Consider the following 26,620-nt stretch of genomic DNA (forward strand, 5'->3'; position numbering starts at 1 on the left):
ACGGATAGGCCTCTGCCCCGCGCAAGTCGACATCTTCCCCGTTTTGGGGCTCCGCAGTTTTGTCAATTTGCGGCGCGCACCGCTGCGATATGCGACCGCCGGACTTTTGATTTTCCTGGAGGTTGCAAAGCCGCTGAAAACGGGCGTTTTACCTTGTTGCAGTGCAACCTCGAACCTCCAACGCTTCAAATTGGTGTCAAACAGTTGTCAGGCCGGGTTTTGAAGGCCCTTTTCTTCATCTTTGGAATGCTATAGTTCAAATCCATGCGCGTTGTCTGCGGATCGTAAGATGAATCGCGTAACAGGAAAAATAGTGTAAAAATTCAACTTGAAGTTGGCGGAATGAGTGATCATGCAAACGGCCGGCTTCGCGAGCCACGGGAGACTGGACGCGATGGGCCGATAAGATTCGGTTTTTTGATGATTCCCCAGTTCACCCTGACGTCGTTTGCCGCCGCCATAGACTGCCTGCGGGCGGCCAACCGGGTTGCCGAGCAGCAGGTCTGCAGCTGGCATATTCTTTCGGAGGATGCTGCGCCGGTCGCCTCCTCATCGGGGATCGAAATCGCTGTCGATCAGGCCATCTCCAACGAAGACAAGTGGGATGTGCTGGTGGTCTGCTCCGGCTTTCAGCCGGAAGCGGCGGAAACCAAGAAAACTCTGAACTATGTCAGACGCCTGTCCCGTTTCGGCAGCATTGTCGGCGGAATTGAGACCGGGGCCTATGTGCTTGCCGCCGCGCAGGTGCTGAACGATCAGGAGTGCACCGTTCATTGGGAGCTCTTCGACGGCTTTGTTCAGCGTTATCCCGAGGCGCGCGCGGTGACCCGCCTCTTTGTGATCAATGAAATGAATTTCACCTGCGGCGGCCATCTGGCGGTGGTGGATCTGATGATCGCGCTTTTGAGCCGCTGGCTGCGCGACAATGAGGTCAGCCGCCTTTCCAGTCTCTTCATGCACGATATCCGGCGCAGCACGGCGGAGGAGTTTTCCAAGGTTCAGAGCCAGGAACTCTCGACGGTCAACTCCGGCAAGGTGTTGAAAGCCATCGAAATCATGCGCGACAATATCGAAACGGTGGTCGATCGCCGCGAGATCGCTGCTTACGTGGGCGTGAGCCTGCGCCAGCTGGAACGCCTGTTCAACCGGCATCTAGGCTTGTCTCCCGCATCTTATTACAAACGTTTGCGCCTCAATAAGGCCAAGCAGCTTTTGCACTATTCGTCGCTCTCCATCACGGAAATCGCGATCATCTGCGGCTTCACCTCCATGTCGCATTTCTCCAAGAGTTACCGGGAGTTTTTCGGTATCTCTCCAAAGTTCAGCCGGAAGGTCGGGCCGGTCATCGGGGGCCAGCGGCAGGAACTGCGCAGCGGTCTCTGAACGTCCTCAACCTCGTCTCCATTGACGAACAGGCCGCAGAACTGCATCTCTTGTTCTTAACGACTGAAGCGGGAGTGCGAGATGGACAGCAGTGAACTGGTTTCTCTCATCATTGAGCCAAGGGCCAAGGACGTCGGCGGGTTCGATGTCCGGCGTGTTCTTCCCTTCAGGAACCGCCGCACAGTCGGTCCTTTCATCTTCTTTGATCACATGGGGCCGGTCGATTTTCCCTCCGGACAGGGCATTGACGTCCGCCCGCATCCCCACATCGGCCTGGCCACCGTCACCTATCTCTTTGAGGGCGAGATCTTTCATCGCGACTCTCTGGGCGTTGAACAGGCGATCCAGCCCGGCGCGGTAAACTGGATGGTGGCGGGACGCGGCATCGTGCATTCCGAACGCACGGCCCCGGAAGAACGCGCCAAAGCAGGCCGCCTGAACGGCATCCAGTCCTGGATCGCCCTTCCGCTGTCCCATGAGGAGAGCGAGCCGTCGTTCCAGCATCACCCTGCCGACAGCCTGCCGGTGATCGAGGGCGAGGGTGTCCGTATGTGCCTGATCGCCGGTGCCGCCTATGGCAAGCGCTCTCCGGTCGAGACGCCTTCGGAGATGTTCTATCTGGATGCCCAGCTCTCGGACGGTGCCGAGCTGGTGCTGCCGGACGCCTACGAGGAAAGGGCGCTTTACGTGGCGGAGGGCGAGGTGCGGCTCAGTGATGGCAGCCTGGTCAAGGAGGGCACCATGGCGGTCTTCCATCCTTCGGTAAACGTCGGTCTCTCGGCCAGGGAAAAGACCCGGGTCATGCTGCTTGGCGGCGCGCCGCTGGATGGAAAGCGGCATCTCTGGTGGAACTTCGTGGCCAGCACGCCGGAGCGTCTGGAGCAGGCCAAGGCCGACTGGAAGAACGGCCGCTTCGATAAAGTGCCCGGCGACGATGAGTTCATTCCCTTGCCCGAAAACTGAACGCGTGACGTTCAACGGGCCCTGAAATGAAAAGAGTAGGCTGAGCTATGGGCGAAGCGGCACTGAGTACCTTCGTTGCGGCGCTGTTTTCCATGATGAATCCCATCGGCAACGTCGGAATTTTTGTTGGGATGACGACAGACAGAGACGCTGCCGAGGTGCGGAAAATCGCCTGGAAATGCGCTTTGGCCTGCGCCGTGACTCTCCTGACTGTCATCTGGACCGGTGGACTGCTGCTCACATTTTTTGGGATCACTGTCGACGAGCTACGTGCGGCTGGTGGGATTATTGTTATGCTCATCGGCTTGCACATGCTCTTCAACAAAAGTGGCCACAAAACCAGTGCGACCGAAACCGACGACGCCAAGACCCGGGACTCGATCGCCGTTGTGCCGCTTGCCATTCCGATTGTTGCCGGTCCGGGCACCATCGCCACGGTTCTGGTCGCGGCGGAACGCCACCCGGGCCTCATGGCGCGGGTCGATATCTCCTTGGCGGTGATCCTGCTTTCAATTCTGACCGGACTGCTGTTTGCTTACTCGAAGCCGGTCGCGGCTTGGCTCGGTGAGAGCGGAATGGCCGTGGTGACGCGCATTATGGGTATGGTCCTGGTTGCGATCGCCATGGGCATGCTGGCCTCCGGTCTTACTGGTCTGATCCCGGCATTGGCGGGTTAGGTCATGAGCTCGTAAAACGCGATTGTAATTCGCTTCCCGGAGCATCGTCATGTCGCCCATCCTGGATACACGGGGTCACGATGCTTTAGCGTCGCTCCGCTCCTGACTCCTTGCCAGAACAGGAATTATAACCGTCAGGACAGCCGCAGTTTACGGGTTCATGATCTGGAGCCTCACTCTCGGGGACACGTTGCCACTTCGACGCAAAGTGGCTTATCGTCTGCGCGGGTCCGTTCTTCGGCCCCAAATACATCCGAGTTCGAGGCAGTTTTATGATTCTGGACGGCGGCACTGTGACTTTGGAGCAGGTTATTGCTGTTGCCAAAGGTGGCGAGAAGGTCGAGCTCTCGGCGCAGGTTGCGGCAAGCCTCGCCGAAACACGTGCACTGATCGACGGTGCCTGGATGACGGACGATGCGCCCCTGATCTATTCCTTCAACACCGGGGTCGGGGCTTTCAAGGACCGCCGGATCGCGGTCGAGGACATCAAGCGGTTTCAGACCAATCTGATCCTGGCCCATGCCACCGGTTTGGGGGAACCTCTCACAATCGCCCAGAGCCGCGCGGTGATGTTCCTGCGTCTCAATGCTTTCTGTTCGGATCATTCCGGTGTGACCCTTCCGGTCGCCCAGCGTTTGATCGACTTTCTGAACAAAGGCCTGTCTCCGGTTATCCCCGTCCAGGGCTCGGTCGGCGCTTCCGGCGATCTGGCACCCCTGGCCCATATGACCGGAGCGCTCTGCGGCTTCGAGGAAGCCGAGGTGATCTTCGAAAGCCGCCGCCTGTCCGCACGTGAGGGGCTCGAGGCTGCGGGCCTGTCGCCGGAGCTCGACATGCAGTCGAAGGATGCTTCGGCGCTGATCAACGGCTCGACCGTCTCGCTGGCGGTGGCGGTCCTCGCCTTGGCGGAGGCGGGGGAGATTGCCCGTAACGCCGACATCGGGCTGGCTCTGTCGCTGGAAGCCATGCGCTGTGAAACCGATGCCTTTATCGCGCCGCTGCATGCGGCCCGTCCGCACCCCGGTCAGCAACTTGTGGCGCGGAACGTCTCGGCATTGGTGGCAGGCTCCAAGCGCATGTCGGAAGCGGCCCGCAAGACGGTCTTCCCGGAAGAAGCGCGTACAGAGGGGTGCGATCCCGCCCCGCGCGTTCAGGACACCTATTCCCTGCGCTGCGCGCCACAGGTTCATGGTCCCGCGCGCGAAGCTCTGAGCTATGCGAGGACCGTCATCGAGCGGGAGATCAACTCGGCGACCGACAATCCCCTGATTGTCGACGATGGCGGTCAGCGCCGCGCGGTATCCGGCGGACACTTCCATGGTCAGTACGTCGCCCAGGTGATGGACTTGCTGGCCATCGCCATGACCGATCTGGGTTCGATCTGCGAACGCCGTATCGCGCGCCTGATCGACCCCAACATGAGCTACGGACTGCCGCGCAACCTGGCGTCCGGCATTCCCGGCCTGAACACCGGCTACGGCACCGTACAGTGCTCGCTTTCGGCGCTGGTCATGGAAAACCGCACGCTCTCGACACCCGGCTCGGTCGATTCCATTCCCGGCAAGGGCAACGCGGAAGATCATGTCTCCAACTCCATGTGGTGCGCCCGCAAGGCGAGCCAGGTGGTCGAGAACCTCCGCGCCATCGTGGCCGGCGAGATCCTGGTTGCCGCCCAGGCCTTATCTCAGGTCGCCGAGCTCGCAAAAGGTCACGAGATTGCGCCCGCGACCGCCGCGGTCGTCGCCGCGGTGCGTAACGAAATCCCCGCGCGCCTCGAAGGCGATATCTGGTTCGCAAAGGATATGAACGCCATCATCGATCTGGTGTGCGACGGTCGCGTCGTCGCGGCCTGCGAGTCCGTCATCGGAAGGCTGGAGTAACAAAGAATATTGCTTACAAGTCTACGAGGAGACTGATGGCTTTCAATCTGGAAGAGAAGTATGTCGCCGCCGCCGAAGAAGCTCTCCAGGCCCGACTGCCTGACAGTTATCGGTCAGCGTTGCAGACGGAAAATGGCGGTGAAGTTTTTGCTGGAAATGATTGGTGGGAACTCCATCCCATTAGCGATTCGTCGAACCGAAAAAGACTAAGCCGGAGTTCCAACGATATTGTCAGAGAGACTGCCTCGATGCGGGAATGGACAAATTGGCCGGCGGGTGCCCTGGCGATTGCGCAAAACGGAACTGGCGACGCACTTGTGTTGCTCAAGAAAGCATCGAGCTTTGAGCCTCAAGTTTATGTTTGGAAACACGAAGATGGAGACCTGACCGAAGTTGCTGGGGATTTTTCGGAGCTTGAGCGTGCCTAACATGCGCTTTGATGGCTCATGATCGGCGGCGGGTGGTTGCTGGCGGCTCCCAACCCGGGCGCCTGACGGTGTAACCCCAGGCGTCACCCAGTGATTTTGCCCGTAGGCAATCGCGCGCGATGGCGAGGAACTCTCCGAAGTTGATGGTGAGCGGGTTGGCGGTCTCCAGCGGTTTGGTGATGCCGAAGGTCACGGGTTCGGTTTCCGGCTGATAGGTTCCGAAAAGCCGGTCCCACAAGATCAGGATGCCGCCGTAGTTTTTATCCAGGTACTCCGGGTTCGCGCCGTGATGTACCCTATGCACCGACGGTGTGTTGAAGACTCTGTCCAGCCAGCCGAGCCGCCCGATTTTCTGGGTGTGGATCCAGGTCTGATAGGCGACCACGACAAGGATCGCGACCAGCGTCTGCACCAGATCGAAACCCAGCAGGATCATGGGCAGGAAGAAGACCCACTCCACCAGACCTTCGACCCAGGCGAGCCGGAAGGCCGTGGTCAGATTGAATTCGGGCGAGGAGTGGTGGACGCTGTGGTACGCCCAGAGCGCGCGGATCTCGTGTTCGAAACGATGCATCCAGTAATAGGTAAAGTCGGCCAGCAGAAGGGCCGCGATCCAACTCCAGGCGTTCACCGGCAGGCGATACGGTACCAGGCTCTCCGCAATGGCCAGCGCGACGATGAAGACCAGGCCGTAGGCCGTGCGTTCCAGCAGGCTGTTAACCGCCGCGATCACGATATTGGCGGCGGTTTCTTTCCAGCCGGGGCGTTGTTTGAAGGCCAGGTCCCAGAGGATTTCGATCACCGCCAGGGCAATCATGGCCAGGCTGTAGAGGCCGAGAATTTCGAGCGTGCCGGAGACGGCTTCGAAACGGAGTTCCAGATCGTCCATTGTCTTTGATTTCCTTCAGATCCGGTTATGCGCGCGGTTGCAGCAGGCCGACGACAAAGGCGTCGATGGCGGACGCGAGCGCGACCGGTTTGTAATCCGGGTCGAGGATCGCGCGGGCGCAGAGGCCGTCGATCATGGCCAGCATGACCTGGGCGAGGGCGGGAGAGGGCAGGTCAGGAGTGATTTTTCTGGCCTTCTGTCCTCTGTCGAGCGCCGCGATCAGGGCCTCTTTGAGTTCGCGCTCGTTCCGGGCCAGCAGATCCCAGACGTTTTTGTTGCGGGCTCCCTCCGCGTGCAGCTCCAGGGCCAGCCGGCCGTGGGACTCATCCGCGAAGAACTTCAGGAGTTCGAAGAAAATGACCCGCAGGCTACCGACCGGGTCCTTCGTCTGCTTGAGTTCGTCGATGATCTCCTGATTGTCGCGCCGCTCTTCCTCGGCCATGGCGACAATGATTGCCTCCTTGCCTTCGAAGTAGCGATAGACCCCGCCGGGGCTCATAGCGGCTTCCGCGCAGATATCCTGCATGGAAGTCTGGTGGAAGCCTTTGCGCAGGACGCAGCGGGCCGTGGCCGCCAGGATCTGTTTGCGTCTGGTTTCGGATAGGTCCGGATCGAATTTGCGCGCCATGAGTCACCTGCTTTCCCGGCCGATAAGCTTTGCTTCGGTCGTGATAAATTAAAAGAGCGAATATTCGTTCTATTTATAAATGCTCGACGATCCTGTCAAGATGTTGCGCTGTCCGAAGGAGAAAAGAAGCCCGATAACAGGAGGGTGGCGGTCCTGCGATGCTTGCCGGGGTCACGGTCTCGAGCTGCATTTTTGCAGCGGAGGATCGGCTTTGAGCTCTAGCAGCCAAACCTGTCTTGACGCAAACTCAGGGGCTCGGACCAGGGCAGTGACGCCGCCCCGGTCTTCACGCCGGTCGAGACGGCTCGCTCAGGACGCCAAGGCGCGCTGGTTCTCCAGGGTCGCCACGCAGGCGCGGGCCGCTTCGGCGCCTTTGGTCACGAAGTGTTCCGTAAAGAACGCGATCTGCTCCGGGGATTCCTGGAAGGTCTTGGGGGTCAGCACCACCGACAGCACTGGAACCTCGGTTTCCAGCTGTACCTGCATCATGCCCGAGACCACGGCGTCCGCGACGAACTCGTGGCGGTAGATGCCGCCGTCGACCACAAAGGCGGCCGCGACCACGATCCCGTAGCCGCCCGTCTTGGCCAGGCGCTTTGCCTGCAGCGGAATTTCATAGGCGCCCGGCACCTCGAAGACGTCAATCCTGTCGGTGGGTTGTCCCAGCGCTTCCAGTTCACGCCGGAACCCGGCCAGACTCTGGTCGACGATGTCACTGTGCCAGCCCGCCTTGATAAAGGCGATGCGGGACTGGCCGCTGCCCCCGGCGAGGCTTGCGCCGCTATCGTTGTTGGAAACGGAAAGAACCTGACTCATCTCGCACCCCATCAAAATATCGGTTCAGGGCGCGCAGAACGCGAACGCGCACGAAGCCAAAGGGCCTTCGCACAACGATCGTATCTCTGCTCTCTACCATCCGGACTCTCACCGTCGGCTCCGGAATCACACCGGATCTGCTGACCCCGGCAAACAGGTTGCCGGGCGCTCGCGGGCTTTTGCGGATTTCTCCGCATTTACCGCCGGTGGGGAATTTCACCCCGCCCCGAGAACAATCGGAAGTCTGGCCCTTTTCACATCCCATGCGAAAAACGGAGACCAACCTCCACTTTATGTAACTTCCGTGATCAAAAACCTTCGCTGATCTCTGATCAAGTCATTTTTCATCTGACTGGTCACCATATGATTCGAAAGCCTTTTGTTTCAAGCCGGGCCTGAATGGGGGTTAAGCACCACAATCTCTACTTGACGTTAGGTTTTATTTTGCTTAGCAAGTTTCATGGCCAGATCAGACTCCCTCAACAAAGACCGTATGCAGATCGGCGAGCTTGCCGCGTGCGCGGGCGTCAGCCACCGGACAATTCACTACTACGAACGTCTCGGTCTTCTGGTGCCAAGCGAACGCGAAGGCGCGGGCTACCGCTACTACAACGAGGAAGCTCTGAAGCGCCTCGAGAAGATTGCGGCGCTGAAGCGTTTGGGCCTGAGCCTCGATGAAATTGCGTCGGTGATCGATCTCTATTTCGAAGACGACAGCGGCATCCGGGGCAAAGAGCGTGTTCTCGAGATTCTTGAGACGCAGCGGGAAAAGACCGACAGGCAGATAAACGAGCTTTCGCAGTTCCGGCGCGACATCGACAAAAACATTGCGCGCATGAAGCGGCTGATTGCCGAAGCGAAAGGCAAGCGGTGAGGAAGAGCTTCCTCCGCGCAGTGCGGTTCGAGCGTGGAGGACGGACGCGCTTCTATCGGGTCTGATTGACGCGTATTTTTCTATCTCAAACCTCTAGCTGACGTTGGTTTTAGTTTTGACAGAATTGTCTTATCGGGAAGGAAGAAAAGATGTTCACACTTGCGCGAAACCTATGGATTGCTGCGGCTTCGGCCAGTCTCTTTCTGCTTTCTGCGACTGTTTCCATAGCTGCCGAGGAGAGAAGGCTGCAAGCCGTCAATCCGCCGGGCGCCGATATACCGGGTATCTCCCAGGCCATGATCGTGCGTTCGGGCAAGCTCATGTATCTGTCCGGTCACGTTCCCTTTGGCGGTGACGGCAAACTAGCGGTCGCGGATTTCGAAGCTCAGCTCGATCAGGTCTTCGCGAACATGGGCCGGACCCTGGAAGCGGCGGGGACGGATTTCTCGGCACTGGCAAGGGTCACCTTCTTTGTCCGCGACTACGACATCAGCAAGCTCGAAGCACTACGCGTGATTCGCGACCGCTGGATCGACACTGAAAATCCGCCAGCCAGCGCATTGGTGGGCGTCGCGGCCCTGTTTCATCCGGATGTCCTGGTGGAAGTGGATGCCATTGCGGTTCTGCCGGATTAGCTGAAGCGCAGGCGCTCGCGCGGCCGCAGCGCGGCGCGCCAGTGTATCGGCGCAGTTGCAGCCACTCCGGGCAGATCCGAAACACGTCCGTACCATGCTGAGAGGTGCGGGAACCTCTGCTCCAGGCGAAGATACCCCAGTGAAGCCATGACATGGGGTTTGGTTTCGATCGCGCGCTGGACGCGGCCGATCTCCGCAAAGGCGACCGCGTCCGCCGCACTTGGATCTGGGCCGCAAAGGAAGCGTCTTTCGCCCAGTGTCCTCTCCAGGAATTCGCATTCTCCATCCAACACCTTGGCGGCGGCGCGTAGATTTTCCGCCGCTTGCGTATTGGCCGCCGACGCTTCGCCATCGCCCGCGAAAACCGGGAAAACCACGCCGTTCGTCGCGGGCTGCAGGTACTCGGCGCATTCCAGCAGCATCTGCCAGATCGCGGCTGTCTCCTCCGTTGTCCTGCCGAACAGCGGCCGCGCCGGGTAGGCGCTTTCCAGCCAGGCCAGGATTGCAATCGAGTCCCGCAGCACCAGGCCGTCAGCTTCCAGCACCGGCACCTTGGCCCTGGGGTTCAATTCCAGGAACGTTGGCGTTTCATGTTCGCGCCGGCTGCCGTCCAGGTAGCGCACCTCCACGTCGATCTGTTTGAAGGCAAAGCCGAGCAAGGCGCGCCAGCCACAGGGCGCGCCGCTAATGGTATGAAGGATCATCGTCATCGGGACTTCCAGCCGGTTCGTCAAGCTTGCTGGAAGGCTATGTGATTGGTATAAAAGAGCAAGTAGGCAGATTTTTCGTATATAGTATCGATTTTGATACTATAGGGATGCAGGATTCGTGACTGAACCCGCGCAGGAATCGAGGAGTGGTGATGACGACCAAGTCCGCGGCTGAGGTTTTGAAGCCTTCTGACGATGCGCCCCGTCCGCTGCCCGATACGGCGCCCATCCCCAATGCGGCCATCCCTGCGCCGGCCATTCCCGGAACCTGCCCGATGCCGGATATCGCGCAGCTGATCGGGGGGAAGTGGAAGCTCATTATCCTGCAGATTCTGCTCTTCCAGGGAATGAAACGCTTCAACGAACTCCGGCGGCAGATCGACGGCATCACCCAGACCATGTTGACCAACCAGCTGCGCGCCCTGGAACGCGACGGGCTGGTATCGCGCAAGGTCTACGCGGAGGTGCCGCCCCGTGTCGAATACCGGGCCACGCAGCGCGCGCAGGATCTGGAGGAGATGTTTCACGCCATGCACAACTGGTGGCTTAAGGGACAGGAGCAGCCGGAACCGGGCTCCAAATAAATCGCTAAACCCTGATATTCCGCTCAGGCGGTATTCTCCGAACCACGGGCAGCAATCACGTCAAGCCGTCGGTTTACATTCGCCGCGGGCCCGGGCTTCACTTTCCTACAGCTTGCTGAGGTAGCCCATGGTCGAGAGAGGAACAAGCGCGGCAACGCAGGCGAAGTAAGCGATCGAAAACATGAGCGTTGGTTTGGTCAAAGCCGGATTTTCCGCCATCTGATGTGCCGACACGGACATGGCCAGGCTGGTCAGGGCAACGATCAGAATTGCGATGTTTGTGATCGGCACCGTCAGGGCCGTCTGGTAACTCGGGCTCATCTGGTTGTGGACAATGACCCCTGCGAAAAGGGCGGCCGATCCGGCGGCCATGAAAAGGGGTATCAACAAAGCAATCATACTCAAACTTCCTGATCATCTGAACGCGCTTGCCGATAAGCACTGGATTGTGGGTGCCCTGGGGCGGGACAGGGCTTCGCGTACCGCAAGGCTCAGGCGAAACCTGCGCCGTGAGCCCTGCGGATAATCTTGCGGGTTTTGATCGACCCCGGTTCAAAGGAGCCTGTATCGGTCGATCCTGGCGAAAATTGGCCCCGGACCCGCTCGTGAAAGAGATTTGCTTGCTCTGAAAGCAAGTGACTATGTGCTTCTTTTAAAGCTTCTGAGGGTGGTGATGAAGCCGTACAGGCGCATAAACAGCATGTATTTTTGCATGTTTACCTGGGAATGAGGGTCTGATGTTGACCGTTGCCCTTGTTTCAATGCAGAGCTGTATTGATGCCTGGGCAGGACACACTTCACCGGTTCTCGAAGTAAACGGCTACTTCGTTGCTTCCAGGGATGCCGCCGGCATCAGATTTCCCTACCATTGCGGATCACGTGCGTTGCGGCAGGGACCGCATTGACGACTGTCTGTGCCGCCATGCAGGCCTTTTCGGCCGTCTCGACCATCTGAGCGATGGCTTCCGGCGTTTCGTCGCTCTCTATGTGCACAAAGGTTTCAACGCCCTTTGACAGCCCTTCCATATGGCGGCTGGCCCCTTTGGCGGTTGTCATGCCCGGGATTCGGGATTGGAACTTCATCCTCTGTTCGATCCTGATTGACGAGATCCTCAGCCTTTCGATCTCGGCATAGCCCTTCAGATGTGTCAGGAAGCAAAAGGCGATGCCTGCGGCCAGATAGGACAGGGGCGCCGGTGCGGTGTCGGTGCCGCCGATGGACGTGCCCTCGTCGCAGCGAAGCTCGAAGGCGCCGAAGCCCGGAATGTTGGGCTTAACGTAACCACGTTTCACAAGACCGGGACCGGGCAGGAGTTCGGCCAGAACACTTACTTCGAGATCCAGACCTTCTTTCGACTTCTTTGCCGGTTCAAGTGTAAAGGCGGTGGGTGCGGGCAGGCTGTCGATCTTTGTGACAATAGTCTCGTCATGCTGTGCGGCTGCGGTTTCTGCGGACATGTTCAATTCCTCATATTTGTAAAAAGGTACGGTACAGTACCGTTTACAAATATGCGTATGATGCTGTATCTGTCAAGTCGGTTCGCTGATCGCACAAACGCTCGCAATGGAGACGAACTGCGGAAGTCGCGGTTTGGTGTGAGCCGGAACGGGGAGACGGATTTTGAACGAAAAGCCCAATGGACACGCCCGGCGGCGAGCTGCCAAGCGCGCGGAAATTCTTACGGCGGCGACGGAAATCTTCTTTGAAGAGGGCTATGGGCGGGCCAGCATGGATGCGGTTCTGGTTAGAACCGGCGGCTCAAAACGCACGCTTTACAAGTACTTTCACAGCAAGGACGAGCTCTTCGCGGCGATTGTAAGCAACGTCTCGGACCGGGTGCTTGCTGCCCTTCGGCCCCCGCTCGAGGATGGGGATATCAGGGAAACACTGACCACCATGGGCGAGCGGTATCTTGGCGTTCTCCTCTCGCCCGAAGGACTCGCGCTTTACCGCAATATGGTTGCCGAAGCGCCATATTTCCCAGAACTGGCGGAGACTTTCTTCAGCAACGGGCCCGGCCGGGCCAGCTGTCATCTCGCCGCTTTTCTCCGGGATCGCAAGGCGCGGGCTGGTCTGCAGATCGAGGATCCGCAACGCGCCGCTGAACAATTTCTGGGAATGGTGCGGGGCGATGTGCATCTCAGCGCCGTCCTCGAGGTCCGCAGACCGGCAAAGACAGCGGTCAGAAAAGCCGTCGCAACGGCCGTTGACATATTTCTCGTTGGTACGGCGCCGGATGTCCGTAAAGGCTGATCCTGTCAAAGGAGAGAGACGCTGGCACGCCTGGGTGACAGGGAGCCGGGTGACAAGGAGCCCCGGGTGCGGGGCGGAGGGATCGCACCCTGCCGCCCCGTATTCGGCTGGTAAGAGGATCGGACGAGAGGCTTTAGCGACGCGCCCGGGTTTCCTGCGTGACAACCTGCATCTGCCGGCTTCCAAAAGCGGCCATCGCCAGCAGGGCAAACCCGAAGATGAAGAGCGTCGAGGGTTCCGGCACCCTGATCACCTCGACCGGCTGGTCCACGTCGATGAAAGGCGGGTTGAACACCGTATCGGGATCCGTGATCGGATCGTCGGGCCCGTCGCCGGGACCTTGGCCGCCCGGGTTATTTGGATTGCCGGGGTTATTGGGTCCCCCCGGGTTATTGGGATTACCCGGGTTATTGGGTCCGCCAGGATCATTGGGTCCACCAGGAGGGGAGCCCGGATTCCGGCCTGGAGGGGTGGAACCGGGGCCTCCAACCGGACCTGTAGAGAAGGCTTGTGCGGCGACCGGGCTCCCGGAAGTGTTGCCCGATCCGCCGGAGAAACGGCTCGCAAAGCGGCGGGTCGCGGGGGCACCTGTAAGGTAGGCCGTGTGAATCGACGGGCTGGGAAAGCTCTGCTGTCCGGATCCCTGGTCGCTGGTGAGCTCCAGGATGCCGGGGACGCCGACATGATCAGGATCGCTCGGTTGGCCGGGAATGAGGGTCACACAGATGCCCGACGCGCCACAGCCGACGGTCAGGTCAGGGTTTGATTTGGCGTGCCCCAGCATAACGTCCATCACGACCTTGTTTGACAGAGCATGGGCAGCCAGGTTCCGGGACTTCTTGTTTTTGAAGACGCTCCCAGCGGCTCCGGCGCACTGGCCTCCAGTGACTGCGCAGGCATGATCCTGCAGCGTGGCGGCCTGTCCGGGGGACGGCGTCAGTCCCACTGTTGCAATTCCTGCCAGGGTTGCTGCTGCAAGAGCCGTCGCGGTCAGTCCGGCCGATATGTTTGTTGCGAACAGTCGCATGATGTCGTCCCTTTAATCTGCGTTCTTAAACTGCCGATAGGACCTGAAAAGCAATTCGCGTGCCATTGGGATAAAAATTAATTATTACAATATGTTAGACCGATACTGTCAGCCGTATGCCTACGAAAATTTAACGAATTTGTAAGGCTTTCCGACAAAAACGGCTTTATATGTCTGTATGCAATCGAGTTGCACGCCATAGGGGATTAGGTGTTAACTATAACTCTCGTTACGGAGCCTTCCGTCCGTCCGGAACCGGTGGGTGTAAGGAAATTCGACTCAACCGCGGGCATCAGAAGGTTAAGAGGGCGGTTTCCGCTTCATCGCCATCTGCGCGCCAGCCGGACCGGGCCGGGGTTGCCCGTGACATGATCCCATCGGAACGGGAACGCTGCGCCGGATACGGCCCAAAAGCTTGATATCCCGCGCAAAGTCTTTAGACCGGACAAAGAGCCGCGATCAGAAACCGGTGGGACAGAGGTTATGGATACAGCGATCGTTATTCTCTCGATCATCGGTGCCCTCCTGATCGGAACCATGTCGCCGGGCCCGAGCTTTCTCGTGGTCGCGCGGATTTCCCTGGCCCAATCAAGGCACGAGGCGATCGCGGCCGCACTGGGTGTGGGGCTGGGTGGAGTCGTCTATGGTGGATTGGCACTTCTCGGCCTCCATCTGCTATTGGCGCAGGTGGAATGGCTTTATCTTGGATTGAAGATTCTGGGCGGATCTTACCTGATGTATCTCGCCTACCTTTTGTGGAAGGGGGCTGGCGACGACCTGCAGCTGTCTTCTGCACATAGCAAAGATGGGGCAAAGGGCAAAACTGCGGTCCGCGCCCCCGAACTCCACACCCCCGAACTCCGCGCCCCCGAACTCCGCGTCCCTGAACTCCGAGGTTCGAAATCCCGGGGTTTCGGCCGTGCGCTGCTGGTCGGTATGACGACGCAGCTCAGTAACCCGAAAACTGCAATCGTCTACAGCAGTATTTTTGCGGCTTTTTTGCCCGCGGCTTTCCCCCTGAGCCTCTCGGTTGTCCTCCTGAGCCTCATCTTTCTGGTCGAGAGCAGCTGGTACGGCCTCGTCGCCGTCACCCTGTCGTCGAGCGGCCCACGCGGGGTTTATCTGCGTGCCAAGCGCTGGATCGACCGTCTGGCCGGATCGGTGATGGGCTTCCTCGGGGTACGCCTGATTGCCGATAGCTGAGCTTCCCGCCGGCGGGGGGTGTCCATACCGGACATTAAAAGTTTCCTGGGAAAGCCTTGAAGATACCGAACGGTATGCTATCTCTCTACTAGGATTTAGTCCTGTACCGGTTGTCGTGTGTGGCAGCTGGTGATGGTTCGGTTCTGACGAGGTTGATGACATGCGAAACGCTGCTGAAACACGAGAAAAACTGCTGGAAACGGCAACGGGCCTGATCTGGCAAAGCAATTACAGCAGTGTGGGTGTCAACGAGATCTGCAAGCAGGCCGGCGTGACCAAAGGCGCATTCTACCATCACTTCGAATCCAAGGCTGACCTCTTCATCGCGGCTTCACGGCACTATTGGGACCGGATGAAGCGGGATATGGACGCGATCTATTCCCCCTCTTTCACGCCTTTGGAGCAGCTTGAAAACCTGATTCAGTTGATCATCGAAAAGCAGATAAACGAATGTTCTTCCAAGGACATGGAGGTCGCGGGCTGTCCGTTCTTTACCTCGGGAGGGCAGGCCGGCATCGATGAAGAGAAGATCTGCCAGGCCGCGCGGGAAATGGAAGACCATATGCAGCGCTACAGCGTTGCCCTGGTGCGCGGCCTCAAGGCCGATGGCGCGCTGAGGGGCGATCCCGACGTCGACCAGATTGCCAGATTTCTCCATCACTTTGTTCAGGGGCTGCTGATCTACGGCCGCCTGATGAACTCTTTGGATGCGGTTCGCGCCGATCTGCGCGAGGGTATTTATCGGCTGCTTGACCTTAAGGATGCTTACCGCTCCGAAGGGGCCGAACAGCCCGTCTCTTCTGCGGCGGATGCCGCATAAAACTGCGCTTTCGCTGGCCAAATGCATTAAACGCATGGCTAGGTCCCGAAAAAAAATGCGCCTTTCCATTGACAACATACCGATCGGTTTCTACCTCTATGCCAGCCAACTAAACTGATCAGTGTACCGATCAGGACTCCCCGGAAGGACGTGTGAGATGAGCGCAGGATCGAAACTCAAGACGGCATCTGTGACCGTGGCCCTGATTGGCGCTGTTGCAGCCGGCGGCTATTTTGCCAAGCCTTACCTGGTCGGGAGCATGGGCGCCGGCCCGGCGGTTGCGCAAACGGCACCGCAGGCGATGCCCGTGAAGGTCGCGCCGGTCGAGACCCAGCAGATCCGGCTCTGGAGCGAATTCTCCGGGCGGCTTTCCGCCATTGACCAGGTCGAGCTGCGTCCGCAGGTCAGCGGAACGATCCAGGAAGTGCGGTTCGAAGACGGCCAGATGGTTCAAAAGGGCGATGTCCTCATGGTGATCGATCCGCGCCCCTACGAGGCCGCGGTTGCGGAAGCCAAGGCCGAACTCAATGCAGCGGGTCATACCCTCAGGCTGGCCAAGAAGCAGCGTGTCCGCGCTGAACAGCTGGTCAAGAAGGGCCATGTGTCAAAGGCCGTCCGTGATCAGCGGGTCAGCGACCACACGGTTGCGGTCAGCCGGGTCAACAGTGCCAAGGCGCAGTTGATTCAGGCGGAAATCAATCTGAACTACGCCTATGTAAAAGCGCCGATCAGCGGACGTCTGAGCCGCGCCGAGATCACGGTCGGAAACCTCGTCGAGGCCGGACCGAATGCGCCTGTTCTGACCTCCATCGTATCGACCGACGAGATCTACGCCGACTTCGATGTCGATGAGCGCAACTACCTGCGCTACGTGCACGAGCTGACGAAAGTCGGCGGCGCCGTCAGTGAGCTTCCGGTCGAACTGACGATCGATGTCGGCGAGCTGCGGGTTTACAAAGGCCACATCCACAGTTTCGACAACCAGATCGATCCGGCGACCGGTACGATCCGTGCCCGGGCGATCTTTTCCAACGAAAGCGGCAGTCTTCTTCCCGGCATGTTTGCCGAACTCCGCCTGGGCGGCTCCGACGTCGAAGACCTGGTGCTCCTGAACCCGGGCGATATCGGAACCGATCAGGACCGCAAGTTCGTTTACGTGGTCGGTGAGGGCAGCACGGTCGAATACCGCGAAGTTGCGCTGGGTGCATCGGTCGAGGGCAAGCGTGTGATCACGCGCGGTCTCGCACAAGGCGACCAGGTCATCCTGGGCGGTCTCATGAAGGTGCGTCCGGGTGTTCCGGTCACCCCGATTCTGCCGGAGACGGCCCAGACCGCGGAAACGACTCAGCTTTCCGCGACGGCCGACACCGCCAAGGCCGAACCCTCAAACTGATGCCAGGCAGCCGCGTGATCTGCGGTGGAAGCCCCGAACCGGCTGCCTGTCACTCTCTTCATGAGCCAACGGGAGTGAGAGCACCCGACGGCTTACTCATTTTCGCAGACCCTGTTTTTACCCATCCGGCGGAACGCATAGCGCCGCCAGATCTTCTGTTTGTTGCGGCAGGATCCGTTCGGTTCGAGTGTCCGCACCAGGTACCGCCCGCCGTTCACATCAGCGTTTAACCGTCACGGTTCCTACTCGAGGTTCCAGGAGAGACCCGTCCCATGTCCTTCCCACGCTTTTTCATCGATCGGCCGATTTTTGCCGGTGTGGTATCGATCCTGATCCTGATCGGCGGCCTGATCGCCATGCTGAACCTGCCGATCTCGGAGTATCCCGAGGTCGCGCCGCCGTCGGTGGTGGTGCAGGCTCAGTTTCCGGGCGCCAATCCCTCGGTCATTGCCGAAACCGTCGCGACCCCGCTGGAGGAGCAGATCAACGGCATCGAGGGCATGCTCTACATGAACTCCCTGGCCACCACCGACGGCAATCTTTCGCTGACCGTGACCTTCGAAATCGGAACCGATCCGGATTTGGCGCAGCAGAAGATTCAGAACCGGGTATCCCAGGCCCTGCCGCGTCTGCCGGAGGTGGTGCGCCAACTCGGCGTTACGGTGATCAAAAGCTCACCCGATCTGACCATGGTGGTGCATCTGCGTTCGCCGAACGAACGCTATGACATGCTCTATCTGCGCAACTACGGAACCTTGAACGTCAGGGACGCCCTGGCGCGGGTCAAGGGCGTGGGGCAGGTCCGCCTGTTCGGTTCCGGCGACTACGCCATGCGGATCTGGCTGAACCCGGACCGGATCGCAGAGCGCGATATGACCGCCTCGGAAGTCCTGGATCAGATCCGCAGTCAGAATATCCAGGTGGCCGCCGGCCAGATCGGCGGGCCGCCGTACGACGACGGCATCCAGGTGCAGTTGCCGATCAATGTGAAAGGACGGCTCCAGAGCGTCGAAGAGTTCGAACAGATCATCGTAAAGCGGGATGTGGACGGCACGATCGTACGGCTTGGCGATATCGCGCGGCTGGAGATGGATTCCCAGCAGTATTCCCTGCGTTCCCTGCTCGATAACAAGCCCGCCGTGGCCATTCCGATCTTTGCGTCTCCGGGTGCCAACGCCCTGGATATCTCCAGCGGCGTGCGCGCGACCATGGCGGAACTCGCCGAGTCCTTCCCGGAGGGTGTCGACTACAGCATCGTCTATGATCCGACGGTCTTCGTGCAGAAATCCATCGAGTCGGTGATCATGACGCTGCTGGAAGCTCTGGCGCTGGTGGTGCTGGTGGTCATCGTCTTCCTCCAGACCTGGCGCGCCTCGATCATTCCTCTTCTGGCCGTGCCGGTTTCCATCGTCGGCACCTTCGGCCTGATGCTTGCTTTCGGGTTTTCGATCAACGTGCTGTCGCTCTTCGGCCTGATCCTGGCGATCGGTATCGTGGTCGACGACGCCATCGTTGTCGTGGAAAACGTCGAGCGCAACATCGCGGAAGGTTTGAAGCCGCGCGAAGCCACCATCGCCGCCATGAAGGAGGTGACGGGGCCGATCATCGCGACCTCGCTGGTCATCACCGGTGTCTTCGTGCCGATCGCCTTCGTCAGTGGATTGACGGGCCAGTTCTATAAGCAGTTCGCCCTGACCATCGCCATCGCCACGATCATCTCGACCATCAACTCCCTGACCTTGAGCCCGGCCCTTTCCGCCATCCTGCTCAAGAGCAAGGATGCTCCCAAGGACATCCTGACGCGCACGATGGACTTCGTGTTCGGCTGGTTCTTCCGGCTCTTCAACCGCTTCTTCGGGCGTGCCACGTCGCTCTATGCCAAGGGCGTGGGTGTCTTCATCGGGCGGAAAGGGGTCATGATGGCGCTTTACGCGCTGCTGCTGGGCGCGACCTACCAGGGCTTTCAGATGGTGCCTCCCGGCTTTATCCCGCTTCAGGACAAGCAATATCTTGTCGGCTTTGCGCAGCTGCCCCAGGGTGCGACGCTGGAGCGGACCGAAGAGGTCATGCGGGCCATGTCCGAGGCCGCGCTGGAAGAGCCGGGCGTGACCAGTGCCGTGGCCTTCCCGGGCCTCTCGATCAATGGTTTCGTCAACAGCTCCAGTGCCGGTATCGTTTTCGTGACGCTGGATGACTTCGCCGACCGCACGGATCCCTCGCTTTCGGGCGGTGCCATCGCCCAGAAGCTGCAGCAGAAGTTCGCCGGCGTCGAAGATGCATTCGTGGCGATCTTCCCGCCGCCGCCCGTGCAGGGCCTGGGCACCATCGGTGGCTTCAAACTGCAGATCCAGGACCGCCGCGATCAGGGTTACCTGGCCCTGGACGATGTCATGAAGCAGGTGCAGGGCAAGGCCTGGGCTGCGCCCGAGCTGACCGGGGTCTTCTCCAACTACAACATCAATATGCCGCAGCTCTTTGCCGACGTGGATCGGACCAAGGCCGAGCGCCTGGGCATTCCGGTGGACGAGATTTTCCGCACCATGCAGATTTATCTCGGCTCGCTCTACGTCAATGACTTCAATCGCTTCGGCCGGACCTATCAGGTCATCGCCCAGGCGGATAAGCCGTTCCGTTCGACGCCCGAGAGTATCGCGCAGCTGCAGACCCGTAACGCCGCGGGGCAGATGGTGCCGCTGGGCTCGGTCGTCTCGGTCTCAGAGACCTTCGGCCCGGACACGACCATGCGCTATAACGCCTTCCGTTCAGCCGATCTCAACGGCAATGCGGCGCCGGGTTATTCGAGCGGCGAAGCCCAGGCGGCGATCACGAAGATTCTGGAAGAGACCCTGCCTCCGGGCATGGAGTTCGAGTGGACCGAACTGACCTACCAGCAGATTCTGGCGGGCAATACGGCGATCTTCATCTTCCCGCTCTGCATCCTGCTGGTATTCCTGGTGCTGGCGGCGCAGTACGAGTCTTTGACCCTGCCGCTCGCGGTTATCCTGATCGTGCCTATGTCGATCCTCTCGGCGCTGATCGGGGTCTACCTGACCGGGGGCGACAACAACATCTTCACCCAGATCAGCCTTTTCGTGCTCGCGGGGCTGGCGTCGAAGAACGCCATCCTGATCGTGGAATTCGCCCGCGAACTGGAGCGTGAGGGACGGGAACTGGTGGAGGCCGCGATCGAAGCCAGCCGTCTGCGCCTGCGCCCGATCCTGATGACTTCCTTCGCCTTCATCATGGGGGTCGTGCCCCTGGTGCTGTCGAGCGGCGCCGGTTCCGAGATGCGTCAGTCCATCGGCATCGCGGTCTTCTCCGGCATGCTGGGTGTGACCTTCTTCGGCATCGTTTTGACGCCGGTCTTCTACGTGCTGGTGCGCAAGTTCGAGACGCGTAAGAGCGTGGGCAAGACGGAGCAGGCTCAGCTTTCGTGAGCCAGGTTAGGACCTCATATTCCTTGACGGTCTTGACGAGAGCGCTCCTTGAGAAAATCCAGCAGCGCCTTGAAGGCCGGGGGTGTCTGCCGCCGGCTTGGATAGTAGAGGTACCAGCCCGGTAGCAGAGGTGACCAGTCGGCCAGCACGCGCTCCAGGCGCCCGGCCTGAAGGTCGGCTTCGACATAGTGGAGGGGCGCCCTTGCGACGCCGACGGTCTCGCGCGCCGCGCGAATGGCGTGATGCGCGTCATTCACGGTGAGCCGGCCTTCAGGCAGGAAACTGATTTCTTCCCCGTTATGCGAAAAATGCCATTTGAAGATGGCGCCGCCCGGGAAGCGCTGGCGGATGCAATCCTGGTTCCGCAACTCCCCGGGATGCTTGGGGATGCCATGGGTTGCGAAGTACTCCGGTGCGCCCACAACCATATATTCGATGGGCGGACTGATCAGGGTCGCGATCATGTCCTGCGCGACTTCCTGTCCGAAGCGGACTCCGGCATCAAATCCTTCCGCGACGATGTCGACGTAGCTGGCGTCGGCGATGAGCTCGAGCGAAATGCGGGGGTAGCGATGCAGGAACGCCGACATGAGAGGCGCGAAGACGGACTCGATGGCCGGCGCCGGCGCATTGATCCGCACGTGTCCCGTCGGTTCACCGTCAAAGCTCTGAACCTCGTCGAGCGCGTCGCCGATATCGTCGAACGCCGGTTCCAGGCGATGGAAAAAGGCCTCGCCCGCCGGCGTGAGCGCGACGCTGCGCGTGGTGCGGTTCAACAGCCGCGTGCCAAGCCGTTCCTCCAAATTCCGTATTGTCTGACTTAAAGCGGAGGCGGACACGCCGCGTTCCGTGGCGGCGCGACGGAAGCTTCGTGCCCGCGCAACCGCGGCGAAAGCCTCCAGGTCGGCGAGCTTGGCCTGGCGCATTGTTAAGTTGTCCTTCACAGAGCAATTAGAAATGTAACTCTTATCGAAAGAGTTGGCCGCTGTCATCTGATTGAGAGCGCGGTGCGAAAGGCGCGAAACAGCGACAGCTTCACAAGCGGAAAGGATGACGACATGGTTCAACTCAGCGTCAACAATGAAACCTTCGAAGTCGAATGCGCTCCTGAAACACCCCTGCTGTGGGCGTTGCGGGAACATTTGGGCCTGACCGGCACCCGGTTTGGCTGCGGTGCAGGCATGTGCGGGGCCTGCACGGTGCATATCGATGGCGAGGCGGCGTACGCCTGCCAGCTTTCCGTCGAAGCTGCGGCCGGGCACCGGATCACGACCATTGAGGGTCTCTCTGAAAACGCGGATCACCCCCTGCAGCGGGCCTGGGTTGCCGAGCAGGTTCCCCAGTGCGGTTATTGCCAATCCGGCCAGATCATGCGCGCCGCGTCGCTGCTGGCGCGCAACCCGGCGCCGAACCGTGAAGACATCCGTGACGAAATGTCCGCCAACCTCTGCCGCTGCGGAACCTATCCGCGGATCCTTCGCGCCATCGAACGCGCCGTCAAGGAGGCTTGATCATGAATTCGCAAAACATCAGGCCGACACGCCGTGCCTTTCTGGCGGGAACCGGGGCCGTGGGTTTCGCCCTTCTTGCAAGCGGGGGCGTCAAGCTGTTCGACGGCTCTGCCGGGGCGCAGGCGGCGGATGAAAGCAACGTCAATGGATGGGTCGTGATTCGCGCTGATGGCTCGATCCTGATCCGCTTTGGCGCGGCTGAAATGGGGCAAGGCGTCAACACATCCCTGCCGATGATCGTTGCGGAAGAACTTGACGCGGACTGGAGCAGAGTTTCGGTCGAGCAGGTCAGCGCGGATCCGGACGGGATCTTCGGAAATCCGAGCTTTGGCGGAATGCTGTTTTCAGCCGGCAGTTCCTCGGTCGAGGGGTATTTTACGGCGCTGCGACTAGCAGGCGCGAACGCGCGCCGGGTGCTGATACGGACCGCGGCGGCGTACTGGGGCGTTGTGCCCGAAAGCCTCGCGACCGATGCAGGTCATGTCGTCAAAGCGGATGGAGAGCGGCTTGGCTATGGTGAAGTCATTCGCCTGCCCGCGCCGTCCGTGGCGATCGACGAGGTGAGCGAAGCCGACCTGAAACCGCGCGCGGAGTGGCGGATCATCGGGACGGACAAAGACCGGCTCGACATTCCTGCCAAAACGCGGGGAGAGGCCATTTACTCGATAGATCTGCGCTTGCCCGGCATGCTCTATGCAGCGCAGCTTCTTGCGCCCGTCGAGGGCGAAACGCCGAACCTGATTTCGGACGAGGCATCGCGGCAGGTTGCGGGGGTGACGGACATCGTTCCCTTGCGGAACAGTGTTGCGGTCTTGGCTGAGACCTGGGAAAGCGCCCTTGCCGCGCGCGACCTCCTGCAGGTGGAGTGGACCGAGACCTCAGGTTTTCGCAAAGCGGATAGCGGCCCTGAGATGTCGGAGCTGATCCGTGCGGCGGAAAGCGGCGAAGGCGACGCCGTCGTCTGGGAAGAGCGCGGCGATGCGTCGAAGGCGCTTGCGGCAGGCGGTCAAATCCTCAGCGCGCAATACCAGACAGTCCATGTCTATCATGCCCAGATGGAACCTCTGAACGCTGTCGCCTCAGTCGATGACGACGGTCTCGGCGCGGAAGTCTGGCTCGGAAGTCAAAGTCAAAGCGTCTCGATCGGGATTGCCGCCGGAGTGCTCGGTACGACGCCTGACAGAATCAGAATGCATGCGATGCAGATGGGCGGCGGTTTCGGGCGGCGCACCGTCTTTGCCAGAGATCTGCTGCGCGACGCCCTTTTGCTCTCGCGCCATGCCGGACGGCCGGTGAAACTGATGTGGACGCGCGAGGACGATGTAAAAAACGCCTGGCTTCGGCCGCCGACGGCACATCGTCTGGACGCCGTTCTCGATGCGGATGGCAACATCACGGCAATGCGGCACCGGGTCGCCGCTCCGTCCATTGTGGAATTTGCATTTCCCAACCGCTGGAACCCCGAAGTCCGGCGTGACCTTCTGGTCATGGAGGGCACCGAAAGCAGGGACTATGCGATCCCGGATTTCCGCGCGGAGCATTTGCTGACGCCGCGTCGTTCGCGTGTTGCGGCCTGGCGCGGTATCGGCTGGGGCCCCAACTGCTTCGCGCGCGAGTGCTTCATGGATGAGTTGGCACTGGCCACCGGCAGCGACCCTGTCGCCTTTCGCCGTCAATTGCTGCGCGAAAGCCCCCGCGGTCTCGCCGTTCTGAACGCCGTTGCGGAGATGTCGAATTTCGGCACGGCCACTGAAGGCCGCGCACTAGGTCTTTCCTTCGCAGGTTACAAAGCGACCATGGGAGCCGGTGTCGCGGAAGTGTCGATGGAAGATGGCCGGTTTCGCGTGCACCGCTTCTGGGCTGCCGTCGATCCTGGCATTGTGATCCACCCGCAGAACTATCTTGCACAGGTAGAAGGCGGCATCCTTTTCGGGCTTTCCAGTTTGATGCGCGAGCGCACGACCTTTACCGGGGGCGTGATCGACCAGAACAACTTCTACGACTACGAGCCAATTCGAATGGACGAAATTCCCGAGATCGAAGTGCGGATTCTGGAATCCGGCGGGCACCCAAGCGGAGGCGGTGAAATCGGCGTCCCGATGACCGGCGCCGCCGTCGTGAATGCCTTGCGGAGCCTGACAGGCAAGGCACCTACCGCGCTGCCCCTTGGAGAGGGGGTGCCATAAAAGCACTCAGGATCTTGGGTGGGCCGCGAAAGCAAAGGATTCCATGAAGCCCGGGCACAGGACCTGATCTCGACGCGGGGCTTTCCTTGGATCGTTTGCGCTGCCAAGATCGGCAAGTCTTTGCCTGCCCAATAGATCGGCCTCTGTCCTCTTGGAACAAGATCTCATTCTTCTGGCGGTTGCCTTTTTCAGCGCGTCGATGCTTCAGGCCGCGACCGGGATCGGCTTCGGTATCATCGCCGGGCCGGTGTTGCTGCTGGTTTTGAATTCGCCCGCGGCGATCCAGATCAGCGTGCTGCAAAGCTGGCTGATCTGCGCCGTGCTGGTGCCGGGTCTGCGCAGCGCGGTCCAGACCGATCTCCTGAAGACCTTCGCGAAGGGCAGCGTGATCGGTATTCCGCTGGGTGGCCTGGTCTATTTTCTGGTCTCGATCGGCCTGCTCAAATTCCTGGCCGGGCTCACGGTGCTCGGCACGCTGTTCTTTGTCCTGCACAGCCATAACGAGGGCCGCAAAAGAAGCGCGAACGGTGATGCTGAAGCGGTGTCACCCGTGACCGCGGGTCCCTGGCCGCTCTCCATGGGTTTTATCTCGGGCGCCATGAACAGCAGTCTGGCCATGCCCGGTCCGATCCCGGCGGCCTGGATGTCGGGGGCTGGGCATGCGAAGGACAGGGTCCGTGCGACGGTTCTTGCGCTGCTGCTCTTCACCTATCCTGCCGCTTTTCTGCTGCAGTGGTTTCTGGTCGGGCTGGAATGGAATACGGTTTGGCTCTGCGTGGGGCTGGCGCCCGCGACCTTGCTGGGTATCATGGTCGGGAGACTCCTGGTGCGGCGTGTCACGGAAGAGGTCTTCCGCTGGTTTCTGGCGCTGGTTCTGATCTCGACTGTGGCCGGCCTCTTCTATGACTCGTTCAAACCTCTGGTGGAGCTATGACCGACCGGGAAAAAACACCATCCGGGGCGCTTGGCAGGTTGGCCGAATTGCCCCGCGCCAGGCTGTTTCATGCCCCGACCCATCTGGAGTTCATGCCCAATCTGACGGCCGCCTGCGGCGGAAAGCGCGCGCTTTACGTCAAGCGTGACGATCTGACCGACATGGCTTTCGGCGGCAACAAGGTGCGCCAGCTGGAGTTCTATCTGGGCGAGGCGCAGGCGCAGGGCGCGGACACCGTCCTGATTACCGGGGCGGTGCAGTCGAACTTTGCCCGCCTGACCGCTGCCGGCGCCCGCAAGCTCGGGATGGAGAGTCACATCCAGTGGGAAGAGCGGGTCGCCAAGCAGGACCCGCGCTACCGTAACTCGGGTAACGTGCTGATTGAACGCATTCTGGGCGCGACCCTGCATTCCTATCCGCTCGGCGAAGACGAGACCGGTGCCGACCGCAGGCTGGGTGAGATTGCCGAGGAATTGCGCCAGGCGGGCCGCAAACCCTACGTCATTCCGCTCGCGCCCGGCCATGCGCCGCTGGGTGCGCTGGGCTACGTGGTGGCCGCGCGGGAGCTGCTGCAGCAGATCACTGCGGCGGAACTCGCCGTTGACGGCATTGTCGTGGCCTCTGGCAGCGGCGCGACCCATGCCGGCCTGCTGTTTGGGCTTCGCGCCCTGGGTTCATCGATCCCGGTCACCGGCATCTGTGTGCGCCGCGATGCCGCCGCGCAGGGACCCCGTATCACGCAGCGCTGCGCCGAAATTGCAGAGCTGCTGCAGATCAAGAACCGCGTCGCCGTCGAGGATGTTGTCGTGACCGACGCCTTTCTCGCGCCGGGCTACGGCCGGGCCAGCGAAGAGGTTCTCGACGCCATCCGGCTGGCCGCCCGTACCGAGGCTCTGATGCTGGACCCGGTCTATTCCGGCAAGACTATGGCTGGCTTTGTCAGCACCGCGAGGCAGGCGGAGGGAGAGGGCGCGCTGATCTTCATCCACACCGGCGGCACGCCTGGAATCTTCGCTTACGAGGATGATCTGACGGCGTAGCCGAATGAGCGTGTTTGCGCCTTCACCCGCCTGCGGCCAAACACCAATCCGGCGAGGCCGAAACCGAACAGCAAGAAAGTCTCAGACTCCGGGACCTGGGTTTGCGGCGGCTCCTCAGGTGGGATGAACATGATGAAGCCCGAGATACCGACCGCGGGGGCCAGGTCGGGCGGGAAGCCGCTGCTAGCAACGTTGAAGTTTACGAGGTCGACGAAGCTGTCGAAGCTGAAGAGGTTTACATTGTTCAACCCGCCCGGATCGGACTCGGTGATGAAATGGAACTGATTGCCGTCGTAGGTCAGGCCAGGCATGCTGACGGCCGGAGCCAGTAAGTGGCGGATCGGGTAC

The 26,620-nt window shown here is 60.4% G+C and carries 26 protein-coding genes and 1 riboswitch; of the genes, 17 read left to right on the forward strand and 9 right to left on the reverse strand.

Translation table 11 applies throughout. The features are described 5' to 3' along the window. The first annotated feature begins 420 nt into the window (after positions 1 to 420). The 5 genes from FKG95_RS23075 to FKG95_RS23095 all read left to right on the forward strand — a co-directional run bounded on the left by FKG95_RS23075 (position 421) and on the right by FKG95_RS23095 (position 5,331). A complete protein-coding gene (locus FKG95_RS23075) occupies positions 421 to 1,383 on the forward strand; it encodes a GlxA family transcriptional regulator (protein ID WP_246116881.1) in 963 nt (320 codons plus the stop codon). Between the two features lie 81 nt (positions 1,384 to 1,464). Beyond that, positions 1,465 to 2,346, forward strand: coding sequence for a pirin family protein (locus tag FKG95_RS23080; RefSeq protein WP_142898786.1), 882 nt, complete (start codon positions 1,465 to 1,467; stop codon positions 2,344 to 2,346). Between the two features lie 47 nt (positions 2,347 to 2,393). After that, on the forward strand, positions 2,394 to 3,023 hold the full coding sequence (locus FKG95_RS23085; RefSeq protein WP_142898787.1) for a MarC family protein: 630 nt from the start codon (positions 2,394 to 2,396) through the stop codon (positions 3,021 to 3,023). A 272-nt stretch (positions 3,024 to 3,295) separates the two neighbouring features. Continuing rightward, on the forward strand, positions 3,296 to 4,903 hold the full coding sequence (locus FKG95_RS23090; RefSeq protein ID WP_142898788.1) for an HAL/PAL/TAL family ammonia-lyase: 1,608 nt from the start codon (positions 3,296 to 3,298) through the stop codon (positions 4,901 to 4,903). A 35-nt stretch (positions 4,904 to 4,938) separates the two neighbouring features. Further along, positions 4,939 to 5,331 (forward strand): SMI1/KNR4 family protein, encoded by a 393-nt coding sequence (locus FKG95_RS23095; RefSeq protein WP_142898789.1) that lies wholly within the window; start codon positions 4,939 to 4,941, stop codon positions 5,329 to 5,331. 16 nt (positions 5,332 to 5,347) lie between these two features. On the opposite strand, the gene FKG95_RS23100 is transcribed toward FKG95_RS23095, so the two are convergent. The 3 genes from FKG95_RS23100 to FKG95_RS23110 form a co-directional block, all read right to left on the reverse strand. Further along, positions 5,348 to 6,220: a sterol desaturase family protein gene (locus FKG95_RS23100; protein ID WP_142898790.1), complete on the reverse strand. Its 873-nt coding sequence runs from the start codon at positions 6,218 to 6,220 to the stop codon at positions 5,348 to 5,350. Positions 6,221 to 6,245: 25 nt separating this feature from the next. After that, complete coding sequence (locus FKG95_RS23105) at positions 6,246 to 6,848, reverse strand: TetR/AcrR family transcriptional regulator (protein ID WP_142898791.1); 603 nt, start codon at positions 6,846 to 6,848, stop codon at positions 6,246 to 6,248. A 309-nt stretch (positions 6,849 to 7,157) separates the two neighbouring features. Next, entirely contained in the window at positions 7,158 to 7,664 is a 507-nt protein-coding gene (locus FKG95_RS23110) for a 6,7-dimethyl-8-ribityllumazine synthase (RefSeq protein ID WP_142898792.1), read from the reverse strand. A gap of 84 nt (positions 7,665 to 7,748) precedes the next feature. Continuing rightward, positions 7,749 to 7,902, reverse strand: a riboswitch (FMN riboswitch). A 222-nt stretch (positions 7,903 to 8,124) separates the two neighbouring features. On the opposite strand from FKG95_RS23110, the gene FKG95_RS23115 reads away from it, so the two are divergent. After that, the gene (locus FKG95_RS23115) at positions 8,125 to 8,538 is read left to right on the forward strand and encodes a MerR family transcriptional regulator (RefSeq protein WP_218940333.1); all 414 of its coding nucleotides are present in this window, start codon (positions 8,125 to 8,127) and stop codon (positions 8,536 to 8,538) included. Between the two features lie 149 nt (positions 8,539 to 8,687). After that, positions 8,688 to 9,173, forward strand: a complete 486-nt coding sequence (locus FKG95_RS23120) for a RidA family protein (protein WP_142898793.1) — start codon at positions 8,688 to 8,690, stop codon at positions 9,171 to 9,173. Here FKG95_RS23120 and FKG95_RS23125 read toward each other — a convergent pair. Then, on the reverse strand, positions 9,170 to 9,883 hold the full coding sequence (locus FKG95_RS23125; protein WP_218940334.1) for a glutathione S-transferase family protein: 714 nt from the start codon (positions 9,881 to 9,883) through the stop codon (positions 9,170 to 9,172). The two genes, FKG95_RS23120 and FKG95_RS23125, sit on opposite strands and share 4 nt — an antisense overlap. A 152-nt stretch (positions 9,884 to 10,035) precedes the next feature. Here FKG95_RS23125 and FKG95_RS23130 point away from each other — a divergent pair, with 152 nt between their 5' ends. Next, positions 10,036 to 10,467, forward strand: a complete 432-nt coding sequence (locus FKG95_RS23130; RefSeq protein ID WP_142898794.1) for a winged helix-turn-helix transcriptional regulator — start codon at positions 10,036 to 10,038, stop codon at positions 10,465 to 10,467. A gap of 105 nt (positions 10,468 to 10,572) precedes the next feature. Here FKG95_RS23130 and FKG95_RS23135 read toward each other — a convergent pair whose 3' ends face one another. Together FKG95_RS23135 and FKG95_RS23140 are read right to left on the reverse strand one after the other, a co-directional pair. Then, positions 10,573 to 10,866, reverse strand: a complete 294-nt coding sequence (locus tag FKG95_RS23135; RefSeq protein ID WP_142898795.1) for a hypothetical protein — start codon at positions 10,864 to 10,866, stop codon at positions 10,573 to 10,575. A 453-nt stretch (positions 10,867 to 11,319) separates the two neighbouring features. Further along, positions 11,320 to 11,925 carry an OsmC family protein gene (locus tag FKG95_RS23140; RefSeq protein WP_142898796.1) on the reverse strand — a complete coding sequence of 202 codons (606 nt, stop codon included), beginning with the start codon at positions 11,923 to 11,925 and terminating at the stop codon, positions 11,320 to 11,322. Positions 11,926 to 12,088: 163 nt separating this feature from the next. Between FKG95_RS23140 and FKG95_RS23145 the strand changes: the two genes are divergently transcribed. Beyond that, entirely contained in the window at positions 12,089 to 12,721 is a 633-nt protein-coding gene (locus FKG95_RS23145) for a TetR/AcrR family transcriptional regulator (protein WP_218940335.1), read from the forward strand. Positions 12,722 to 12,854: 133 nt separating this feature from the next. Here FKG95_RS23145 and FKG95_RS23150 read toward each other — a convergent pair whose 3' ends face one another. Further along, positions 12,855 to 13,748, reverse strand: a complete 894-nt coding sequence (locus FKG95_RS23150) for a PEP-CTERM sorting domain-containing protein (RefSeq protein WP_142898797.1) — start codon at positions 13,746 to 13,748, stop codon at positions 12,855 to 12,857. Positions 13,749 to 14,231: 483 nt separating this feature from the next. On the opposite strand from FKG95_RS23150, the gene FKG95_RS23155 reads away from it, so the two are divergent. The 4 genes from FKG95_RS23155 to FKG95_RS23170 all read left to right on the forward strand — a co-directional run bounded on the left by FKG95_RS23155 (position 14,232) and on the right by FKG95_RS23170 (position 20,601). Continuing rightward, complete coding sequence (locus FKG95_RS23155; RefSeq protein ID WP_142898798.1) at positions 14,232 to 14,951, forward strand: LysE family translocator; 720 nt, start codon at positions 14,232 to 14,234, stop codon at positions 14,949 to 14,951. Between the two features lie 160 nt (positions 14,952 to 15,111). Then, positions 15,112 to 15,771: a TetR/AcrR family transcriptional regulator gene (locus tag FKG95_RS23160; protein ID WP_142898799.1), complete on the forward strand. Its 660-nt coding sequence runs from the start codon at positions 15,112 to 15,114 to the stop codon at positions 15,769 to 15,771. 157 nt (positions 15,772 to 15,928) lie between these two features. Beyond that, complete coding sequence (locus FKG95_RS23165) at positions 15,929 to 17,164, forward strand: efflux RND transporter periplasmic adaptor subunit (RefSeq protein ID WP_142898800.1); 1,236 nt, start codon at positions 15,929 to 15,931, stop codon at positions 17,162 to 17,164. Between the two features lie 272 nt (positions 17,165 to 17,436). Continuing rightward, positions 17,437 to 20,601 carry an efflux RND transporter permease subunit gene (locus FKG95_RS23170; protein WP_142898801.1) on the forward strand — a complete coding sequence of 1,055 codons (3,165 nt, stop codon included), beginning with the start codon at positions 17,437 to 17,439 and terminating at the stop codon, positions 20,599 to 20,601. Positions 20,602 to 20,615: 14 nt separating this feature from the next. Here the strand turns inward: FKG95_RS23170 and FKG95_RS23175 are convergent, their stop codons facing one another. Then, entirely contained in the window at positions 20,616 to 21,527 is a 912-nt protein-coding gene (locus tag FKG95_RS23175) for a LysR substrate-binding domain-containing protein (RefSeq protein WP_142898802.1), read from the reverse strand. Between the two features lie 132 nt (positions 21,528 to 21,659). Between FKG95_RS23175 and FKG95_RS23180 the strand changes: the two genes are divergently transcribed. The 4 genes from FKG95_RS23180 to FKG95_RS23195 all read left to right on the forward strand — a co-directional run bounded on the left by FKG95_RS23180 (position 21,660) and on the right by FKG95_RS23195 (position 26,272). After that, positions 21,660 to 22,112, forward strand: a complete 453-nt coding sequence (locus FKG95_RS23180) for a (2Fe-2S)-binding protein (protein ID WP_142898803.1) — start codon at positions 21,660 to 21,662, stop codon at positions 22,110 to 22,112. Between the two features lie 2 nt (positions 22,113 to 22,114). After that, positions 22,115 to 24,298, forward strand: coding sequence for a xanthine dehydrogenase family protein molybdopterin-binding subunit (locus tag FKG95_RS23185; RefSeq protein ID WP_142898804.1), 2,184 nt, complete (start codon positions 22,115 to 22,117; stop codon positions 24,296 to 24,298). Positions 24,299 to 24,449: 151 nt separating this feature from the next. Continuing rightward, a complete protein-coding gene (locus tag FKG95_RS23190; protein WP_142898805.1) occupies positions 24,450 to 25,232 on the forward strand; it encodes a sulfite exporter TauE/SafE family protein in 783 nt (260 codons plus the stop codon). Next, positions 25,229 to 26,272, forward strand: a complete 1,044-nt coding sequence (locus tag FKG95_RS23195; RefSeq protein WP_142898806.1) for a D-cysteine desulfhydrase family protein — start codon at positions 25,229 to 25,231, stop codon at positions 26,270 to 26,272. Before FKG95_RS23190 ends, FKG95_RS23195 begins: the two co-directional genes overlap by 4 nt. On the opposite strand, the gene FKG95_RS23200 is transcribed toward FKG95_RS23195, so the two are convergent. Next, a complete protein-coding gene (locus FKG95_RS23200; protein WP_142898807.1) occupies positions 26,248 to 26,583 on the reverse strand; it encodes a PEP-CTERM sorting domain-containing protein in 336 nt (111 codons plus the stop codon). The two genes, FKG95_RS23195 and FKG95_RS23200, sit on opposite strands and share 25 nt — an antisense overlap. Positions 26,584 to 26,620: the final 37 nt, after the last annotated feature.

It is taken from the genome of Denitrobaculum tricleocarpae (assembly GCF_007004665.1).
GTDB classification, from domain to species: Bacteria; Pseudomonadota; Alphaproteobacteria; order Kiloniellales; family Kiloniellaceae; genus Denitrobaculum; species Denitrobaculum tricleocarpae.